We start from the raw sequence: 16,678 nt of genomic DNA on the forward strand, positions 1-16,678 counted from the left end.
TATGCGAGCGCGAATGCACCTGCTTTATGCGGGGAAGCTATCGAGTTGAATAAAAAGAAACCATTTGTAAATGCGAGTTTATCTACCTCAAAATTTCCATTTTGAATTTCTATTCATTATTTGTAATTGAAATATCGATAAATAAGCTGGTGAATCGGTTCAGATAAGATAATTTTTCGTTTCAATTCCGTTAAAACTACCTCGGGGTGGGTAAATTTAACATTTGTGCATAGTTACATGTTTGAAACGTTATATCTGTAATGTTGTTAAAATATGCCCCCTTTACTGATTTCAATCAAAACCTGTATGGACAGAAGGTGAATACTTTGTTACTTTAGCGTCAAGAACATGAAATTGGTAAGACCAATTGACTCCGGGCAAATGGCTTAAGACAGGAAATCATGGCCTACAGCAAAATCCGCCAACCAAAACTCTCCGATGTGATTGAGCAGCAGCTGGAGTTTTTAATTCTTGAGGGGACACTTCGCCCCGGAGAAAAACTCCCACCGGAACGCGAGCTGGCAAAGCAGTTCGACGTCTCCCGCCCCTCCTTACGCGAGGCGATCCAACGCCTTGAAGCGAAGGGGTTACTGCTTCGTCGTCAGGGCGGTGGCACTTTTGTTCAGAGCAGCCTGTGGCAAAGCTTTAGCGACCCACTGGTAGAGCTGCTCTCCGACCATCCTGAATCCCAGTTTGACCTGCTTGAGACGCGCCATGCGCTGGAAGGTATTGCAGCCTATTACGCTGCACTGCGCAGCACGGATGAAGACAAAACGCGAATCCGTGAACTCCACCATGCGATCGAGCTGGCTCAACAGTCCGGCGATCTTGACGGCGAATCTGATGCGGTACTGCAGTATCAAATTGCTGTCACCGAAGCGGCGCATAATGTGGTGCTGCTCCATTTGCTAAGGTGTATGGAGCCAATGCTGGCTCAGAACGTTCGGCAAAACTTCGAATTGCTGTATGCGCGTCGCGAGATGTTGCCGCTGGTAAGCAGTCACCGTACCCGTATCTTTGAAGCAATTATCGCTGGGAAGCCTATTGATGCGCGTGAAGCGTCTCACCGTCACCTGGCCTTTATCGAAGAGATTCTGCTGGACAGAAGTCGTGAGGAAAGTCGTCGTGAACGCGCCTTACGCCGCCTGGAGCAACGAAAGAATTAGTGATTTTTCTGGTAGAACGTTAACCAGAAGATGTTGTAAATCAAGCGCCAATTAAAGTGCGCGGCAACTAAACGCAGAACCTGTCTTATTGCGTTCTCTGGCGAGAACGCAATGGGACAGGTTCCAGATAACTCAACGTATTAGATAGATAAGGAATACCCCCATGTCAGAACGTTTCCCAAATGACGTGGATCCGATCGAAACTCGCGACTGGCTACAGGCGATCGAATCGGTCATCCGTGAAGAAGGTGTTGAGCGTGCTCAGTATCTGATCGACCAACTGCTTTCAGAAGCTCGCAAAGGCGGCGTGAAAGTAGCGGCAGGTGCAGGGGCAAGCAATTATGTAAACACTATTGCCGTTGAAGATGAACCGGAATACCCGGGCAATCTGGAGCTGGAACGTCGTATTCGTTCTGCAATTCGCTGGAACGCCATCATGACCGTACTGCGTGCGTCTAAAAAGGACCTCGAGCTGGGTGGTCACATGGCATCCTTCCAGTCCTCCGCTACGGTATATGATGTTTGCTTCAACCACTTCTTCCGTGCACGCAACGAGCAGGATGGCGGCGACCTGATTTACTTCCAGGGCCACATCTCTCCGGGCATCTACGCACGCGCATTCCTGGAAGGTCGTCTGACTGAAGAGCAGATGAACAACTTCCGTCAGGAAGTTCATGGCAAAGGCCTGTCTTCCTACCCGCACCCGAAACTGATGCCTGAATTCTGGCAGTTCCCGACCGTATCTATGGGTCTGGGTCCAATCGGTGCTATCTACCAGGCTAAATTCCTGAAGTATCTGGAACACCGTGGCCTGAAAGATACCTCTAAACAAACCGTTTACGCCTTCCTGGGCGACGGTGAGATGGATGAGCCAGAATCTAAAGGTGCGATCACCATCGCCACCCGTGAAAAACTGGACAACCTGGTCTTTGTTATCAACTGTAACCTGCAGCGTCTTGACGGCCCGGTCACCGGTAACGGCAAGATTGTTAACGAACTGGAAGGCATCTTTGCAGGTGCTGGCTGGAACGTTATCAAAGTCATGTGGGGCGGTCGTTGGGATGAACTGCTGCGTAAAGACACCAGCGGTAAACTGATCCAACTGATGAACGAAACCGTTGATGGCGACTACCAGACCTTCAAATCCAAAGACGGCGCATACGTACGTGAGCACTTCTTCGGTAAATACCCGGAAACCGCAGCGCTGGTTGCTGACTGGACTGACGAGCAGATTTGGGCTCTGAACCGCGGTGGTCACGATCCGAAGAAAGTCTACGCTGCGCTGAAAAAAGCACAGGAAACCAAAGGCAAAGCAACTGTAATCCTCGCCCATACCATCAAAGGTTACGGCATGGGTGACACCGCCGAAGGTAAAAACATCGCTCACCAGGTTAAGAAAATGAACATGGACGGCGTGCGTTACATCCGCGACCGTTTCAACGTTCCTGTGACCGATGAGCAGGTTGAAAACCTGTCTTACATCACCTTCCCGGAAGGTTCTGAAGAGCACACTTATCTGCACGCTCAGCGTCAGAAGCTGCACGGCTACCTGCCTGCTCGTCAGCCGAATTTCACCGAGAAGCTGGAACTGCCAGCTCTGGAAGACTTCGGTGCGCTGCTGGAAGAGCAGAACAAAGAAATCTCTACCACTATCGCTTTCGTTCGTGCTCTGAACGTGATGCTGAAGAACAAGTCGATCAAAGATCGTCTGGTGCCGATCATCGCTGACGAAGCACGTACTTTCGGTATGGAAGGCCTGTTCCGCCAGATCGGTATTTACAGCCCGAACGGCCAGCAGTACACCCCGCAGGACCGTGAGCAGGTTGCTTACTACAAAGAAGACGAGAAAGGTCAGATCCTGCAGGAAGGTATCAACGAGCTGGGTGCTGGCGCATCCTGGTTGGCTGCTGCGACCTCTTACAGCACCAACGATCTGCCGATGATCCCGTTCTACATCTACTACTCCATGTTTGGGTTCCAGCGTATCGGTGACCTGTGCTGGCAGGCAGGCGACCAACAGGCTCGCGGCTTCCTGATCGGTGGTACTTCCGGTCGTACGACGCTGAACGGCGAAGGTCTGCAGCACGAAGATGGTCACAGCCATATTCAGTCTCTGACTATCCCGAACTGTATCTCTTACGATCCGTCTTACGCGTACGAAGTTGCGGTCATCATGCACGATGGTCTGGAGCGTATGTACGGTGAGAAACAAGAGAACGTTTACTACTACATCACCACGCTGAACGAAAACTACCACATGCCGGCCATGCCAGCAGGTGCCGAGGAAGGTATCCGTAAAGGTATCTACAAACTCGAAACCCTCGAAGGTAAGAAAGGTAAAGTTCAGCTGCTGGGCTCCGGTTCTATCCTGCGTCACGTCCGTGAAGCCGCGCAGATCCTGGCGAACGACTACGGCGTAGGCTCTGACGTATATAGCGTCACTTCCTTCACTGAACTGGCGCGTGATGGCCAGGATTGTGAGCGCTGGAACATGCTGCACCCGATGGAAACGCCTCGCGTTCCGTACATCGCTCAGGTGATGAATGACGCGCCGGCAGTGGCATCTACTGACTATATGAAACTGTTTGCCGAACAGGTTCGTACTTATGTACCGGCTGATGACTATCGCGTACTGGGTACTGACGGTTTCGGTCGCTCTGACAGCCGTGAAAACTTGCGTCACCACTTCGAAGTTGATGCTTCCTATGTGGTTGTAGCGGCCCTGGGCGAATTGGCTAAACGTGGCGAAATCGATAAGAAAGTGGTTGCTGACGCAATCATCAAATTCAACATCGATGCAGATAAAGTTAACCCGCGTCTGGCGTAAGAGGTAAAAGAATAATGGCTATCGAAATCAATGTACCGGACATCGGGGCTGATGAAGTTGAAATCACCGAGATCCTGGTCAAAGTGGGCGACAAAGTTGAAGCTGAACAGTCGCTGATCACCGTAGAAGGCGACAAGGCCTCTATGGAAGTTCCGTCTCCTCAGGCTGGTATCGTTAAAGAGATCAAAGTCTCTGTTGGCGACAAAACTGAGACCGGCAAACTGATCATGATTTTCGATTCCGCCGACGGTGCAGCAGCTGCTGCACCTGCTCCGGCAGAAGAGAAGAAAGAAGCTGCGAGTGCGCCTGCAGCACCTGCTGCGGCAGCGGCGAAAGAAGTCCACGTACCGGACATCGGTGGTGACGAAGTTGAAGTTACCGAAGTCATGGTTAAAGTGGGCGACACCGTTGCGGCTGAACAGTCTCTGATCACCGTTGAAGGTGACAAGGCTTCCATGGAAGTTCCGGCGCCGTTCGCGGGTACCGTTAAAGAGATCAAAATCAACACCGGCGACAAAGTGTCTACCGGTTCCCTGATTATGGTCTTCGAAGTGGCGGGCGCAGCGCCTGCTGCCGCACCGGCTCAGGCTGCCGCTCCGGCAGCTGCAGCGGCTCCAGCGGCTTCTGGTTCGAAAGACGTTAACGTACCGGACATCGGCGGTGACGAAGTTGAAGTCACTGAAGTGATGGTGAAAGTGGGCGATAAAATTGCCGCTGAGCAGTCACTGATCACCGTAGAAGGCGACAAAGCCTCTATGGAAGTTCCGGCACCGTTCGCCGGTACCGTAAAAGAAATCAAAATCAGCACCGGCGACAAAGTGAAAACCGGTTCTCTGATTATGGTCTTCGAAGTAGAAGGCGCAGCACCGGCAGCCGCTCCTGCGCAAGCTGCGGCTCCGGCTCCGGCCGCTGCACCTGCACAAGCAGCAGCACCTGCTGCGGCAGCGAAAGCAGAAAGCAAATCTGAATTTGCTGAGAACGACGCTTACGTCCACGCTACGCCGCTGATTCGTCGCCTGGCGCGCGAATTTGGTGTTAACCTGGCGAAAGTGAAAGGGTCTGGCCGCAAAGGTCGTATCCTGCGTGAAGACGTTCAGGCTTACGTGAAAGATGCTATCAAGCGTGCTGAAGCGGCTCCGACTGCAGCAGCAGGCGGTGGTATCCCGGGTATGCTGCCTTGGCCGAAAGTGGACTTCAGCAAGTTCGGCGAAATCGAAGAAGTGGAACTGGGCCGTATCCAGAAAATCTCTGGTGCTAACCTGAGCCGTAACTGGGTGATGATCCCGCACGTTACGCACTTCGATAAGACCGATATCACCGATCTGGAAGCGTTCCGTAAACAACAGAACGCCGAAGCTGAGAAACGTAAACTGGACGTGAAATTCACCCCAGTGGTCTTCATCATGAAAGCCGTTGCCGCTGCTCTGGAACAGATGCCACGCTTCAACAGCTCTCTGTCTGAAGACGGTCAGCGCCTGACTCTGAAAAAATACATCAACATCGGTGTGGCGGTAGATACGCCGAATGGTCTGGTGGTTCCGGTCTTCAAAGACGTGAACAAGAAGAGCATTACCGAGCTGTCTCGTGAACTGACCGTGATCTCCAAGAAAGCGCGTGATGGCAAGCTGACCGCTGGCGAAATGCAGGGCGGTTGCTTCACTATCTCCAGCATCGGCGGCCTGGGTACTACCCACTTCGCGCCGATTGTGAACGCGCCGGAAGTGGCTATCCTCGGTGTCTCCAAGTCCTCTATGGAGCCAGTGTGGAACGGTAAAGAGTTTATGCCGCGTCTGATGATGCCGATTTCGCTCTCCTTCGACCACCGCGTAATCGACGGTGCGGATGGTGCGCGCTTTATTACCATCATCAACAACATGCTGTCTGACATTCGCCGCCTGGTGATGTAAGCGAAAAAGCCGGCCCGACGGCCGGCTTTTTTCTGGTAATCTCATGAAGTCAGTGAGGTTATTGTGCGAAAGACAAATCGGTTGCCGTTTGTTGTTTCAAAATTGTTAACAATTTTGTAAAATACGGGCGGATAGAACGACCCGGTGGACGACGGGTATAAATTAAGAGGTCATGATGAGCACTGAAATCAAAACTCAGGTCGTGGTACTTGGGGCAGGCCCTGCAGGTTACTCTGCTGCCTTCCGTTGCGCAGATTTAGGTCTGGAGACCGTCATCGTAGAACGTTACAGCACCCTCGGTGGTGTTTGTCTGAACGTCGGCTGTATCCCTTCTAAAGCGCTGCTGCACGTAGCAAAAGTTATCGAAGAAGCCAAAGCGCTGGCTGAACACGGTATCGTTTTTGGCGAGCCGAAAACCGATATCGACAAGATTCGTACCTGGAAAGAAAAAGTTATCACTCAGCTGACCGGCGGTCTGGCTGGTATGGCTAAAGGCCGTAAAGTGAAAGTGGTTAACGGTCTGGGTAAATTCACCGGGGCGAACACCCTGGAAGTTGAAGGCGAAAACGGCAAAACCGTGATCAACTTCGACAACGCGATCATCGCGGCGGGTTCCCGTCCGATCGAACTGCCATTCATTCCGCATGAAGATCCGCGCGTGTGGGATTCCACTGATGCGCTGGAACTGAAAACCGTTCCTAAACGCCTGCTGGTTATGGGCGGCGGTATCATTGGTCTGGAAATGGGTACCGTGTACCATGCGCTGGGTTCAGAGATCGACGTGGTTGAAATGTTCGACCAGGTTATCCCGGCTGCCGATAAAGACGTGGTTAAAGTCTTCACTAAACGCATCAGCAAGAAATTCAACCTGATGCTGGAAACTAAAGTGACCGCCGTTGAAGCGAAAGAAGACGGCATCTACGTTTCCATGGAAGGCAAAAAAGCGCCTGCTGAAGCACAGCGTTACGACGCCGTACTGGTGGCAATCGGTCGTGTACCGAACGGCAAAAACCTCGACGCGGGCAAAGCGGGCGTGGAAGTTGATGACCGTGGCTTCATCCGCGTTGACAAACAGCTGCGCACCAATGTGCCGCACATCTTTGCTATCGGCGATATCGTCGGTCAGCCGATGCTGGCGCACAAAGGTGTTCACGAAGGTCACGTTGCCGCTGAAGTTATCGCCGGTAAGAAACACTACTTCGATCCGAAAGTTATCCCATCCATCGCCTACACTGAACCAGAAGTGGCATGGGTTGGCCTGACCGAGAAAGAAGCAAAAGAAAAAGGCATCAGCTACGAAACCGCCACCTTCCCGTGGGCTGCTTCTGGCCGTGCTATCGCCTCCGACTGCGCGGACGGTATGACCAAACTGATTTTCGACAAAGAGTCTCACCGTGTTATCGGTGGTGCGATTGTCGGTACTAACGGCGGCGAGCTGCTGGGCGAAATCGGTCTGGCGATCGAAATGGGTTGTGACGCTGAAGACATCGCGCTGACCATCCACGCGCACCCGACTCTGCATGAGTCTGTGGGTCTGGCGGCAGAAGTGTTCGAAGGTAGCATCACCGACCTGCCAAACCCGAAAGCGAAGAAGAAGTAATCTTCCCGCTTTGTGAAAACGCCTCTTCTGAGGCGTTTTTTTTGACCTAAAGCTACCTGTTCTGGTAGTCATCTTATTGATATTTTCGCTAAAAAAAATTGCGCAACTGCCGATACTTTTTTCGCCATTGTGTGGCTACTGGTCGCACGGAGAAGAGGCTCTGGACTCTTATTACACGAAAAAAGGAAAAAACATGTCTTTAAAAAAAATCGCGGTTGTTGGCATGGTTGTCGCGACAATGACGCTGACCGGGTGTGGTGCCATGACTACTGCCGTTAAAAAACGTAATCTTGAAGTGAAAACGCAGATGAGCGAAACCATCTGGCTGGAGCCTTCCAGCGAGAAGACCGTCTACATTCAGGTAAAAAACACTTCTGATAAAGACATGAGCAACCTGCAAACTCTGCTGGCAAATGATCTCTCAGCAAAGGGCTATAAGGTGACCAGTTCACCGGACAGCGCATACTACTGGGTACAGGCGAACGTTCTGAAAGCGGACAAAATGGATCTGCGTGAAGCTCAGGGATTCCTGAAGACCGGCTATGAAGGGGCGGCGATGGGGGCGGCTCTGGGCGCGGGGATTACTGCTTATAACAGCAACTCCTCCGGCGCGGCGCTGGGTGTTGGCCTGGCGGCGGGACTGATCGGTATGGCCGCGGATGCCATGGTAGAAGATGTGAATTACACCATGGTTACTGACCTGCAGATCTCCGAGCGTAGCAAAGCGAAAGTGACGACGGATAACGTTGCCGCACTGCGTCAGGGCACATCCGGTATCAAGCTGCAAACCAGCAGCGCACAGGGCGATCGCGCAAAATACCAAACCCGCGTCGTGTCTAATGCCAACAAGGTGAACCTGAAATTCGAAGAAGCGAAGCCGGTTCTGGAAGCGCAACTGGCGAAATCCGTCGCTAATATCCTGTAATTTAAATTGAGTAGCCGGGTGGCTACTTCGCCTTACCCGGCTTATAAAATGTGGTCCGTTGACGTTACTCAGGGGGCGACGGGCTGCCAGCTTTTATCTGGGCTATAGGTGGACAGCGCCCGAGCTTTCTGATCAGAATCACTGCCGAGATCGGACTGGTACACCTTGTCGTCCTGGTTTATCACAAAGCTCATGACGCCCGTCTGACCATAGCTAACAGGCCAGGCAACCATAGCAAATCCGCTGCTTTTGTCGGGAAGGATACGAAAACGATAGCCGTGATAGCCCGTACCAGGCTCCTGTGGACTGAAGGCTGGGCCAAGCGGGCTTGGTGCTTCGCCGGGCGAAACTGGCCAGTACAGACCATCCTTTTTCCCATCAGAACTGACAATCTTTTGCGCGTATTTTTGGTTCATCGCAAAATAGCTCTGCTGAGCATCTACATAGGCGTGTAATGCCTCAATGGCGGCGAGTTCGTTGCGGCCAATTTCGCGGGTCTGGATCTCTTCGGCAGCTTCAAGCATGTCAAATCGCCAGCCGGAAGTGGTTTTGACAACAGGGATCGGCAGTTGCCAGTTGCTGTCTCCGACAACCAGATGCGCCGTATCACCGTCAATGACGGTGCTATGATGAACCTTCCAGTCGCGCAGGAAACGATCGACAGCATTCGGATCAACGCCTTCCGGCGGCAGAAAATCGCGCCAGTTATCGCCAAGCAGGCTGCTCATCGCGCTCTCATTTTGCTCACTAATGGCTTTGGCAAGTGCATCGGTTGCCTGGTCAGGTGTGCTAAAGGATTGCTGCGCCATCACCGAGGCCGAAAGCATGAACAACACCATTCCACTAAGTAGTTTATTTTTCATGTCGGCTCCCTTAACGATGACGAAATTCACGGTGTTCAGCGCGTCCACCAGACGCCTGACGTGGCTGCTGGCGGGCAGCGAGTTGTCTGCTTTGTGCGCCGCGCTGCTGCTGTGCCTGCCAGTTCGCGGAGCGGCTATCGTTGCCGCTCAGCGCATTGGCCCGTGGCTGAGTGCTTCGCTGCTGGGGAGGACGTTGCTGTGCGGGCTGTGATGCGCGTTTCTCTTGTCTTTGCGAGGTGGTCTGGCGATTTTCTCGCTGCTGCGTGGTGCTCCGCTTCGTCGTCTGCGGTTTGGTGTCGTAGCCACGGTAGTTATTACGCTGGGAAATTTGCTTCAGCTGTTGGCTGGATGCCTGACGCTGGGCGTCTTTCGTGCCCGTACGCGCCGTCTGCGGGAATGTTTTCCCCGTCGATTTTTCCATCTGGCTCAGGGCTGCCTGACGCTGGCTATCGCGGTTAACCGGTTTTTGCTGTGTTGAACTGAGCCCGGTAGCTGTGTTGGTGGCGTGAAAGCGGTTATTGAGTTGGCTATTAGGGTATGGCACGCCCTCGCGATAGGCCGGGTTGTGCTGCCAGGTTCGGTTGGCGTCCGTCAGCCGTTGTCCACTGATTTTATTGAAATTATCAACGTTGATATTGATGTTGTTATCACCGTTACGGTTATAACCGCCATGGTTATCCCAGTCATCATTATGATGATGATCCCAGTCATCATCGTCATCCCAGTCGATATTGCTGAAGATGGCATAAGTTGTGGCAACGCCGAGGCTGAAGCCTAAACCGTTAACGAAGCTGTTGCCAAACTGCTCACCTGGCGTTGGTGGCAGATAGGTTGGCGGATAAGCTGTATTTGGCCAGGTACCGTAAACCGTATTCGGGTTATAGGTGGGAACGTACACCACCTGCGGATCGGCGGATTCAATCTTAATTACCGTTGGGCTTGCTGTGGCCGTTGTGGCTGATGTGCTCGCTGAACGGGTTGTCGACTCGCTGGCTACGGTTTTAGACGGTGCTGCTTTGGTCACGGTGGTGACTGTCTGCTGCGGTGTCGATTGTAACGCCCCGGTCTGTTGCGCCAGCGCACGCAGGCGTTGCACGGAATCCATAACATCTTTTGGTTGTGCAAGGAAAGCATCTCCCAGGCTCTGTACCCACGGCGGATTTTCACCCATCAGCGACATTAACTGCGGAAAAGCCACCAGCGATTTCACGCTGGGATCCCAGGGTTGACTGGCAACGGCCTGAATAGCGGCGTCACCCTGCATTTTGGGGTTGTCTTTAGACCACTGCGCGGCCTGGATGACGTTGGCCGGGTAGGTTGAAGCCATCAAAATTTGCGACAGTAGTGAGTCCGGATAGAGTGCGATAGGCGCAACCCACTGATCGATTTGTGCCGCCGTGTACGTAGGTATTGCAGCAGGCGCTGGTTGGTCGACCGGGGTAGGGGCCGCTACGGGAGCTGGAGCCGGTACTGACGGTTGCTGTGTCACCGGGGCAGGCTCCGTGGTGCGACTTTTAACGAACATCACGCCAGAGGCGGCAAACAGCCCGGCACTGCACAGAAGGACAAGCAAGTGTGGCTTAAAGGGCAACTTCATAAAATGACTCCAACGAGACAAGCGCTGTGCCGTGAGGCGTTCCTGTTGCCGCGAGTATTATTCACCCGTGTTAGACAGTTTTGACTTTTATTGGGGATTCAGCCGGGAGGTCCGGAAAAAGAGTGTGAAGATTTATTACACAATTATATCTGATGGCTGAGAAATCGCTGGAATATTCAGCAGGTCGCGCTTGAAAATCAATCGTTTCAGGGCGCCTTCAGGCAGCCTTAATTGCCTCTCGCCTTGTCGCTATACCATTCTTAACGATTCAGCCAATTTTTTATGTTGCTTTTTTGTAAACAGATTAACACTTAATGAAAATCCTGTTATTGTGCCTTATGCGGTACCGGGCATTTACCCTACTAACTACTGTCTCACAGGAGCGTGAAGAGAATCGCCCATCTACAAAAGCGCCGCATTATGACAATGAGAGCGAGGAGATATCGTCGTGCTAGAAGAATACCGTAAGCACGTAGCTGAGCGTGCTGCCCAGGGGATTGTGCCAAAACCTTTAGACGCAACCCAAATGGCCGCACTTGTCGAGCTGCTGAAGACCCCGCCTGTGGGCGAAGAAGAATTCCTGTTAGACCTGTTGATCAACCGTGTTCCTCCTGGCGTAGATGAAGCCGCTTATGTTAAAGCCGGTTTTCTCGCTGCCGTCGCGAAAGGCGACACCACCTCCCCGCTGGTAACACCAGAAAAAGCCATTGAACTGCTGGGCACCATGCAGGGTGGTTACAACATTCATCCGCTGATCGACGCGCTGGACGATGCCAAACTGGCGCCGATTGCCGCCAAAGCGCTCTCTTCAACGCTGCTGATGTTCGATAACTTCTACGATGTGGAAGAAAAAGCCAAAGCGGGCAACGAATATGCGAAGCAGGTAATGCAGTCCTGGGCTGATGCCGAATGGTTCCTGAACCGTCCTGCTCTGGCTGAAAAAATCACCGTTACCGTCTTTAAAGTGACCGGTGAAACCAACACCGATGACCTCTCTCCGGCACCGGACGCATGGTCTCGCCCGGATATCCCGCTGCACGCGCTGGCGATGCTGAAAAACGCCCGTGAAGGCATTAACCCGGATCAGCCGGGCGTGGTAGGCCCGATCAAACAGATCGAAGAATTGCAGAAAAAAGGCTACCCGCTGGCTTATGTGGGTGACGTTGTCGGTACCGGCTCTTCGCGTAAATCCGCCACCAACTCCGTGCTGTGGTTCATGGGCGATGATATCCCGCATGTGCCGAACAAGCGCGGTGGCGGTCTGTGCCTCGGCGGCAAAATTGCGCCGATCTTCTTCAACACCATGGAAGATGCGGGTGCGCTGCCAATTGAAGTCGACGTTTCAAACATGAACATGGGGGACGTGATTGACGTTTACCCGTTCAAAGGCGAGGTGCGTAACCACGAAACCGGCGAACTGCTGGCCAGCTTTGAGCTGAAAACCGACGTGCTGATCGACGAAGTGCGTGCCGGTGGCCGTATTCCGCTGATCATCGGTCGTGGCCTGACCACCAAAGCGCGCGAAGCGCTGGGTCTGCCGCACTCAGACGTCTTCCGTCAGGCGAAAGACGTGGCGGAAAGCAGCCGCGGCTTCTCGTTGGCACAGAAAATGGTTGGCCGCGCCTGCGGCGTGAAAGGTATTCGTCCGGGCGCGTACTGCGAACCGAAGATGACCTCCGTGGGTTCTCAGGATACTACCGGCCCGATGACCCGTGATGAACTGAAAGACCTGGCGTGCCTGGGCTTCTCAGCTGATCTGGTGATGCAGTCCTTCTGTCATACCGCCGCGTATCCGAAGCCGGTTGACGTAACCACGCACCACACGCTGCCAGATTTCATCATGAACCGTGGCGGGGTGTCGTTGCGTCCTGGCGATGGCGTCATCCACTCCTGGCTGAACCGCATGCTGCTGCCGGATACTGTCGGCACCGGCGGTGACTCCCATACCCGTTTCCCGATTGGCATCTCCTTCCCGGCAGGTTCGGGTCTGGTCGCGTTTGCCGCGGCGACCGGCGTGATGCCGCTGGATATGCCGGAATCCGTTCTGGTTCGTTTTAAAGGTAAAATGCAGCCGGGCATCACCCTGCGCGATCTGGTACACGCCATTCCGCTGTATGCGATCAAACAGGGGCTGCTGACCGTTGAGAAGAAAGGCAAGAAAAACATCTTCTCTGGCCGCATCCTGGAAATCGAAGGTCTGCCGGATCTGAAAGTGGAGCAGGCGTTCGAACTGACCGATGCCTCCGCTGAACGTTCCGCTGCCGGTTGTACCATCAAGTTGAACAAAGAGCCGATCGTTGAGTATCTGAACTCTAACATCGTACTGCTGAAGTGGATGATCGCAGAAGGTTACGGCGATCGCCGTACGCTGGAACGTCGTGTGCAGGGGATGGAAAAATGGCTGGCGGATCCGCAGTTGCTGGAAGCCGATGCTGACGCAGAATACGCGGCGGTGATCGACATCGATCTGGCGGATATTAAAGAGCCAATCCTGTGTGCGCCGAACGATCCGGACGATGCGCGTCTGCTGTCTGACGTGCAGGGCGAGAAGATTGACGAAGTGTTTATCGGTTCCTGTATGACCAACATCGGCCACTTCCGTGCGGCCGGTAAGCTGCTGGATGCGCACAAAGGCCAGCTGCCGACGCGTCTGTGGGTGGCGCCGCCAACCCGTATGGACGCCGCGCAGCTGACCGAAGAAGGTTACTACAGCGTGTTTGGCAAGAGCGGGGCGCGTATTGAGATCCCGGGTTGTTCACTGTGCATGGGTAACCAGGCGCGCGTGGCGGACAACTCAACCGTGGTGTCGACCTCTACCCGTAACTTCCCGAACCGTTTAGGGACCGGGGCGAACGTCTACCTGGCTTCTGCGGAGCTGGCGGCGGTCGCGGCACTGATCGGCAAACTGCCGACGCCGGACGAGTATCAAACCTATGTGGCGCAGGTGGATAAAACCGCTGTCGACACCTACCGTTATCTGAACTTCGACCAGCTGTCTCAGTACACTGAGAAAGCCGACGGCGTGATTTTCCAGACCGCGGTGTAATGCGCTAACGCGTTTTGTGTAAAAACGCATCAATGCCCGGAGAAGTCGGCTTCTCCGGGCATTTTTATTTCTATTCCTTATACCCGCTACGCTTTTTTTCTGCGGCGCTGCTGCGATAATTACAGCAAGGCGCAATGCGGTATTGGCGCATTGCCGGGAGCAGAGGAAGACATTATGGATTACGAATTTCTGCGCGATATTACCGGAGTGGTAAAAGTGCGTATGTCCATGGGCCACGAAGTGGTGGGGCACTGGTTTAACGAAGAAGTGAAAGAAAACCTGGCCTTACTTGATGAAGTGGAACAGGCGGCGCGTGCGGTGAAGGGCAGTGAGCGCTCCTGGCAGCGGGCAGGACATGAATACACGCTCTGGCTGGATGGCGAAGAGGTGATGGTACGCGCCAATCAACTGGAGTTCTCCGGAGATGAAATAGAAGAGGGGATGAGCTACTACGACGAAGAGAGCTTTTCACTTTGCGGCGTAGAGGATTTTCTTCAGGTAGTGGCGGCATACCGCGAATTTGTGCAACAGCGTTAATTTATGCGGAGCCTGTAGGCTCCGCAAAACTATCTATTTAACGTAAGCCAACAGGCTCAGGGAGTCACGCGCGAGCGCTTTGCATTTCTTTGCTGTAGGAATGCCGATACCGCTGAGATCGCGATAGCTGTCTTCACCCAGCGCTTTCATATTGAAGGTGTCGTAATTACTTAGGTCCCACTGGTTTTGCTGGGCAAAAAAGACCAGTGCGCGACGAATCTGCCCATTAGGTAAATTCTGGTATCCACAGTCATTTTTCAGAAAAACAAAAACTGCCGTTAAATCGGCCATATCTTCGGCTTCGGACTCACTCAGCGCATAGCTGTTTGCGCATACGGCCATCAGGCTGCCGAACAAAACTGTTCTGAAAAACGTCTTCATTGCTTCTACCACTGCATCACGGAATTTAAACGTTAGCACACTGCGAGCGAAGCGACGACCTTTATTATTTGCCATTCACTTGACCTTCCCGTAAGGGGAAGGCTTATGCTTAAAAGATAGCCTGCTTAAGCTGCTGAATATAAGGAAGTGAGAATGCAACGTCGTGACTTTTTAAAGTACTCCGTGGCGCTGGGCGTCGCGTCAGCGTTACCTTTATGGAGCCGGAGCGTATTTGCCGCCGACCGTCCCGCCTTACCCATTCCTGATCTGTTAACCGCCGATGCTTCGAATCGCATCCAGCTGATCGTGCAAACCGGGCAGTCAAACTTTGCCGGTAAAACGGCCACGACCTGGGGATATAACGGCAATCTGCTCGGACCGGCGGTCAAGCTGAATAAAGGGCAATCGGTGACCGTCGACATTCATAACCAGCTTACCGAAGAGACAACGCTACACTGGCACGGACTGGAAATCCCCGGTGAAGTCGATGGCGGGCCGCAAGGCATTATTCCTGCAGGCGGGAAACGCTCCGTGACCTTTACGCCGGATCAACGGGCAGCAACCTGTTGGATCCACCCACATCAGCATGGCAAGACTGGTCGTCAGGTGGCGATGGGGCTGGCCGGGCTGGTGCTGATTGAAGATGAAGAGATTCGCAAGCTGCTGCTGCCTAAGCAGTGGGGCATTGATGATGTGCCGGTAATCATGCAGGACAAGCAGTTTTCCGCGGATGGACAGATTAACTATCAACTGGACATCATGACCGCTGCCGTCGGCTGGTTTGGCGATACGCTGCTGACCAACGGGGCGATTTTTCCTCAGCATGCGGCGCCGCGCGGCTGGCTGCGCCTGCGTCTGCTTAATGGGTGTAATGCCCGCTCACTGAATATCGCGGCCAGCGATAATCGCCCGCTGTATGTCATTGCCAGCGATGGCGGTTTGTTGGCGGAGCCGGTAAAAGTGACCGAGCTTCCTATGCTGATGGGCGAACGCTTCGAAGTGCTGGTGGATGTGAGCGACGGTAAAGCTTTTGATCTGGTCACATTGCCTGTCAGTCAGATGGGCATGGCGGTGGCGCCGTTTGATAAACCGCACCCGGTCATGCGCGTTCAGCCGCTGCTGATTACCGCCTCCGGCACGTTACCGGATATGCTGACATCTATGCCAGTGCTGCCGTCGCTTGATGGGCTGACGGTACGCAAACTGCAGTTGTCTATGGATCCGATGCTCGACATGATGGGCATGCAAATGCTGATGAAGAAATACGGCGGGCAGGCCATGGCAGGGATGGATCATGGGAAGATGATGGGCCATATGAATAACGACAATATGGGTCACGGGAACATGGATCATGGCAATATGAACCACGGTGAGATGGGGAATATGCAGCATGGCGGCATGGGCAACATGAAGCAGGAGGGTACATTTGATTTCCATAATGCTAACCGGATTAACGGGTTGGCGTTTGATATGAATAAACCGATGTTCGCCGCGGCGAAAGGTCAGCACGAACGCTGGGTGATTTCTGGCCAGGGAGACATGATGCTGCATCCGTTCCACATTCACGGCACGCAGTTCCGCATTCTGTCTGAAAATGGCAAAGCGCCTGCTGCCCACCGTACGGGATGGAAAGACACGGTGCGGGTAGAGGGCGGCGTCAGCGAGGTGCTGGTGAAGTTTGACCACGACGCGCCAAAAGAGCATGCCTATATGGCGCACTGTCATCTGTTAGAGCATGAAGATACCGGCATGATGCTCGGATTCACGGTATAAAAAAAGCCGGGGGGCGGCTTCGCCTTGCCCGGCCGACATGTCGCATCCGTAGGCCC

Annotated in this window: 11 protein-coding genes; 8 read left to right on the top strand and 3 right to left on the bottom strand. The window is 53.5% G+C overall.

What is annotated here, in order from left to right:
- The first annotated feature begins 401 nt into the window (after positions 1 to 401).
- The 5 genes from pdhR to traT all read left to right on the top strand — a co-directional run bounded on the left by pdhR (position 402) and on the right by traT (position 8,425).
- The gene (pdhR, locus tag OGX99_RS03590; protein WP_151216752.1) at positions 402 to 1,166 is read left to right on the top strand and encodes a pyruvate dehydrogenase complex transcriptional repressor PdhR; all 765 of its coding nucleotides are present in this window, start codon (positions 402 to 404) and stop codon (positions 1,164 to 1,166) included.
- Positions 1,167 to 1,329: 163 nt separating this feature from the next.
- Positions 1,330 to 3,993, top strand: coding sequence for a pyruvate dehydrogenase (acetyl-transferring), homodimeric type (gene aceE / locus OGX99_RS03595; RefSeq protein ID WP_040229997.1), 2,664 nt, complete (start codon positions 1,330 to 1,332; stop codon positions 3,991 to 3,993).
- A 14-nt stretch (positions 3,994 to 4,007) separates the two neighbouring features.
- On the top strand, positions 4,008 to 5,900 hold the full coding sequence (gene aceF / locus OGX99_RS03600; protein ID WP_187253727.1) for a pyruvate dehydrogenase complex dihydrolipoyllysine-residue acetyltransferase: 1,893 nt from the start codon (positions 4,008 to 4,010) through the stop codon (positions 5,898 to 5,900).
- A 175-nt stretch (positions 5,901 to 6,075) separates the two neighbouring features.
- Complete coding sequence (gene lpdA / locus OGX99_RS03605) at positions 6,076 to 7,500, top strand: dihydrolipoyl dehydrogenase (RefSeq protein ID WP_003018686.1); 1,425 nt, start codon at positions 6,076 to 6,078, stop codon at positions 7,498 to 7,500.
- A gap of 193 nt (positions 7,501 to 7,693) precedes the next feature.
- On the top strand, positions 7,694 to 8,425 hold the full coding sequence (gene traT, locus OGX99_RS03610; RefSeq protein WP_032940388.1) for a conjugal transfer complement resistance protein TraT: 732 nt from the start codon (positions 7,694 to 7,696) through the stop codon (positions 8,423 to 8,425).
- 68 nt (positions 8,426 to 8,493) lie between these two features.
- Here traT and OGX99_RS03615 read toward each other — a convergent pair whose 3' ends face one another.
- Positions 8,494 to 9,288: a DUF2950 family protein gene (locus OGX99_RS03615; protein WP_187253728.1), complete on the bottom strand. Its 795-nt coding sequence runs from the start codon at positions 9,286 to 9,288 to the stop codon at positions 8,494 to 8,496.
- 10 nt (positions 9,289 to 9,298) lie between these two features.
- A complete protein-coding gene (locus OGX99_RS03620; RefSeq protein WP_151216755.1) occupies positions 9,299 to 10,885 on the bottom strand; it encodes a DUF3300 domain-containing protein in 1,587 nt (528 codons plus the stop codon).
- Positions 10,886 to 11,333: 448 nt separating this feature from the next.
- On the opposite strand from OGX99_RS03620, the gene acnB reads away from it, so the two are divergent.
- Positions 11,334 to 13,931 (top strand): bifunctional aconitate hydratase 2/2-methylisocitrate dehydratase, encoded by a 2,598-nt coding sequence (acnB, locus tag OGX99_RS03625; RefSeq protein WP_151216756.1) that lies wholly within the window; start codon positions 11,334 to 11,336, stop codon positions 13,929 to 13,931.
- Between the two features lie 174 nt (positions 13,932 to 14,105).
- Positions 14,106 to 14,468: a protein YacL gene (yacL, locus tag OGX99_RS03630; protein ID WP_151216757.1), complete on the top strand. Its 363-nt coding sequence runs from the start codon at positions 14,106 to 14,108 to the stop codon at positions 14,466 to 14,468.
- A 33-nt stretch (positions 14,469 to 14,501) separates the two neighbouring features.
- On the opposite strand, the gene OGX99_RS03635 is transcribed toward yacL, so the two are convergent.
- Complete coding sequence (locus OGX99_RS03635; RefSeq protein WP_003018667.1) at positions 14,502 to 14,849, bottom strand: YacC family pilotin-like protein; 348 nt, start codon at positions 14,847 to 14,849, stop codon at positions 14,502 to 14,504.
- A gap of 153 nt (positions 14,850 to 15,002) precedes the next feature.
- On the opposite strand from OGX99_RS03635, the gene cueO reads away from it, so the two are divergent.
- Entirely contained in the window at positions 15,003 to 16,622 is a 1,620-nt protein-coding gene (gene cueO, locus OGX99_RS03640; RefSeq protein ID WP_210904436.1) for a multicopper oxidase CueO, read from the top strand.
- Positions 16,623 to 16,678 lie beyond the last annotated feature (56 nt).

Source organism: Citrobacter sp. Cu096, from assembly GCF_030332285.1.
GTDB lineage: Bacteria > Pseudomonadota > Gammaproteobacteria > Enterobacterales > Enterobacteriaceae > Citrobacter > Citrobacter meridianamericanus.

Excerpts from the sequence above, each read along its gene's own strand:
- pdhR (WP_151216752.1), top strand. The coding sequence starts at position 402 with ATGGCCTACAGCAAAATCCGCCAACCAAAACTCTCCGATGTGATTGAG.
- OGX99_RS03635 (WP_003018667.1), bottom strand. The coding sequence starts at position 14,849 with ATGAAGACGTTTTTCAGAACAGTTTTGTTCGGCAGCCTGATGGCCGTA.
- aceE (WP_040229997.1), top strand. The coding sequence starts at position 1,330 with ATGTCAGAACGTTTCCCAAATGACGTGGATCCGATCGAAACTCGCGAC.
- lpdA (WP_003018686.1), top strand. The coding sequence starts at position 6,076 with ATGAGCACTGAAATCAAAACTCAGGTCGTGGTACTTGGGGCAGGCCCT.
- aceF (WP_187253727.1), top strand. The coding sequence starts at position 4,008 with ATGGCTATCGAAATCAATGTACCGGACATCGGGGCTGATGAAGTTGAA.
- cueO (WP_210904436.1), top strand. The coding sequence starts at position 15,003 with ATGCAACGTCGTGACTTTTTAAAGTACTCCGTGGCGCTGGGCGTCGCG.
- OGX99_RS03615 (WP_187253728.1), bottom strand. The coding sequence starts at position 9,288 with ATGAAAAATAAACTACTTAGTGGAATGGTGTTGTTCATGCTTTCGGCC.
- yacL (WP_151216757.1), top strand. The coding sequence starts at position 14,106 with ATGGATTACGAATTTCTGCGCGATATTACCGGAGTGGTAAAAGTGCGT.
- OGX99_RS03620 (WP_151216755.1), bottom strand. The coding sequence starts at position 10,885 with ATGAAGTTGCCCTTTAAGCCACACTTGCTTGTCCTTCTGTGCAGTGCC.
- traT (WP_032940388.1), top strand. The coding sequence starts at position 7,694 with ATGTCTTTAAAAAAAATCGCGGTTGTTGGCATGGTTGTCGCGACAATG.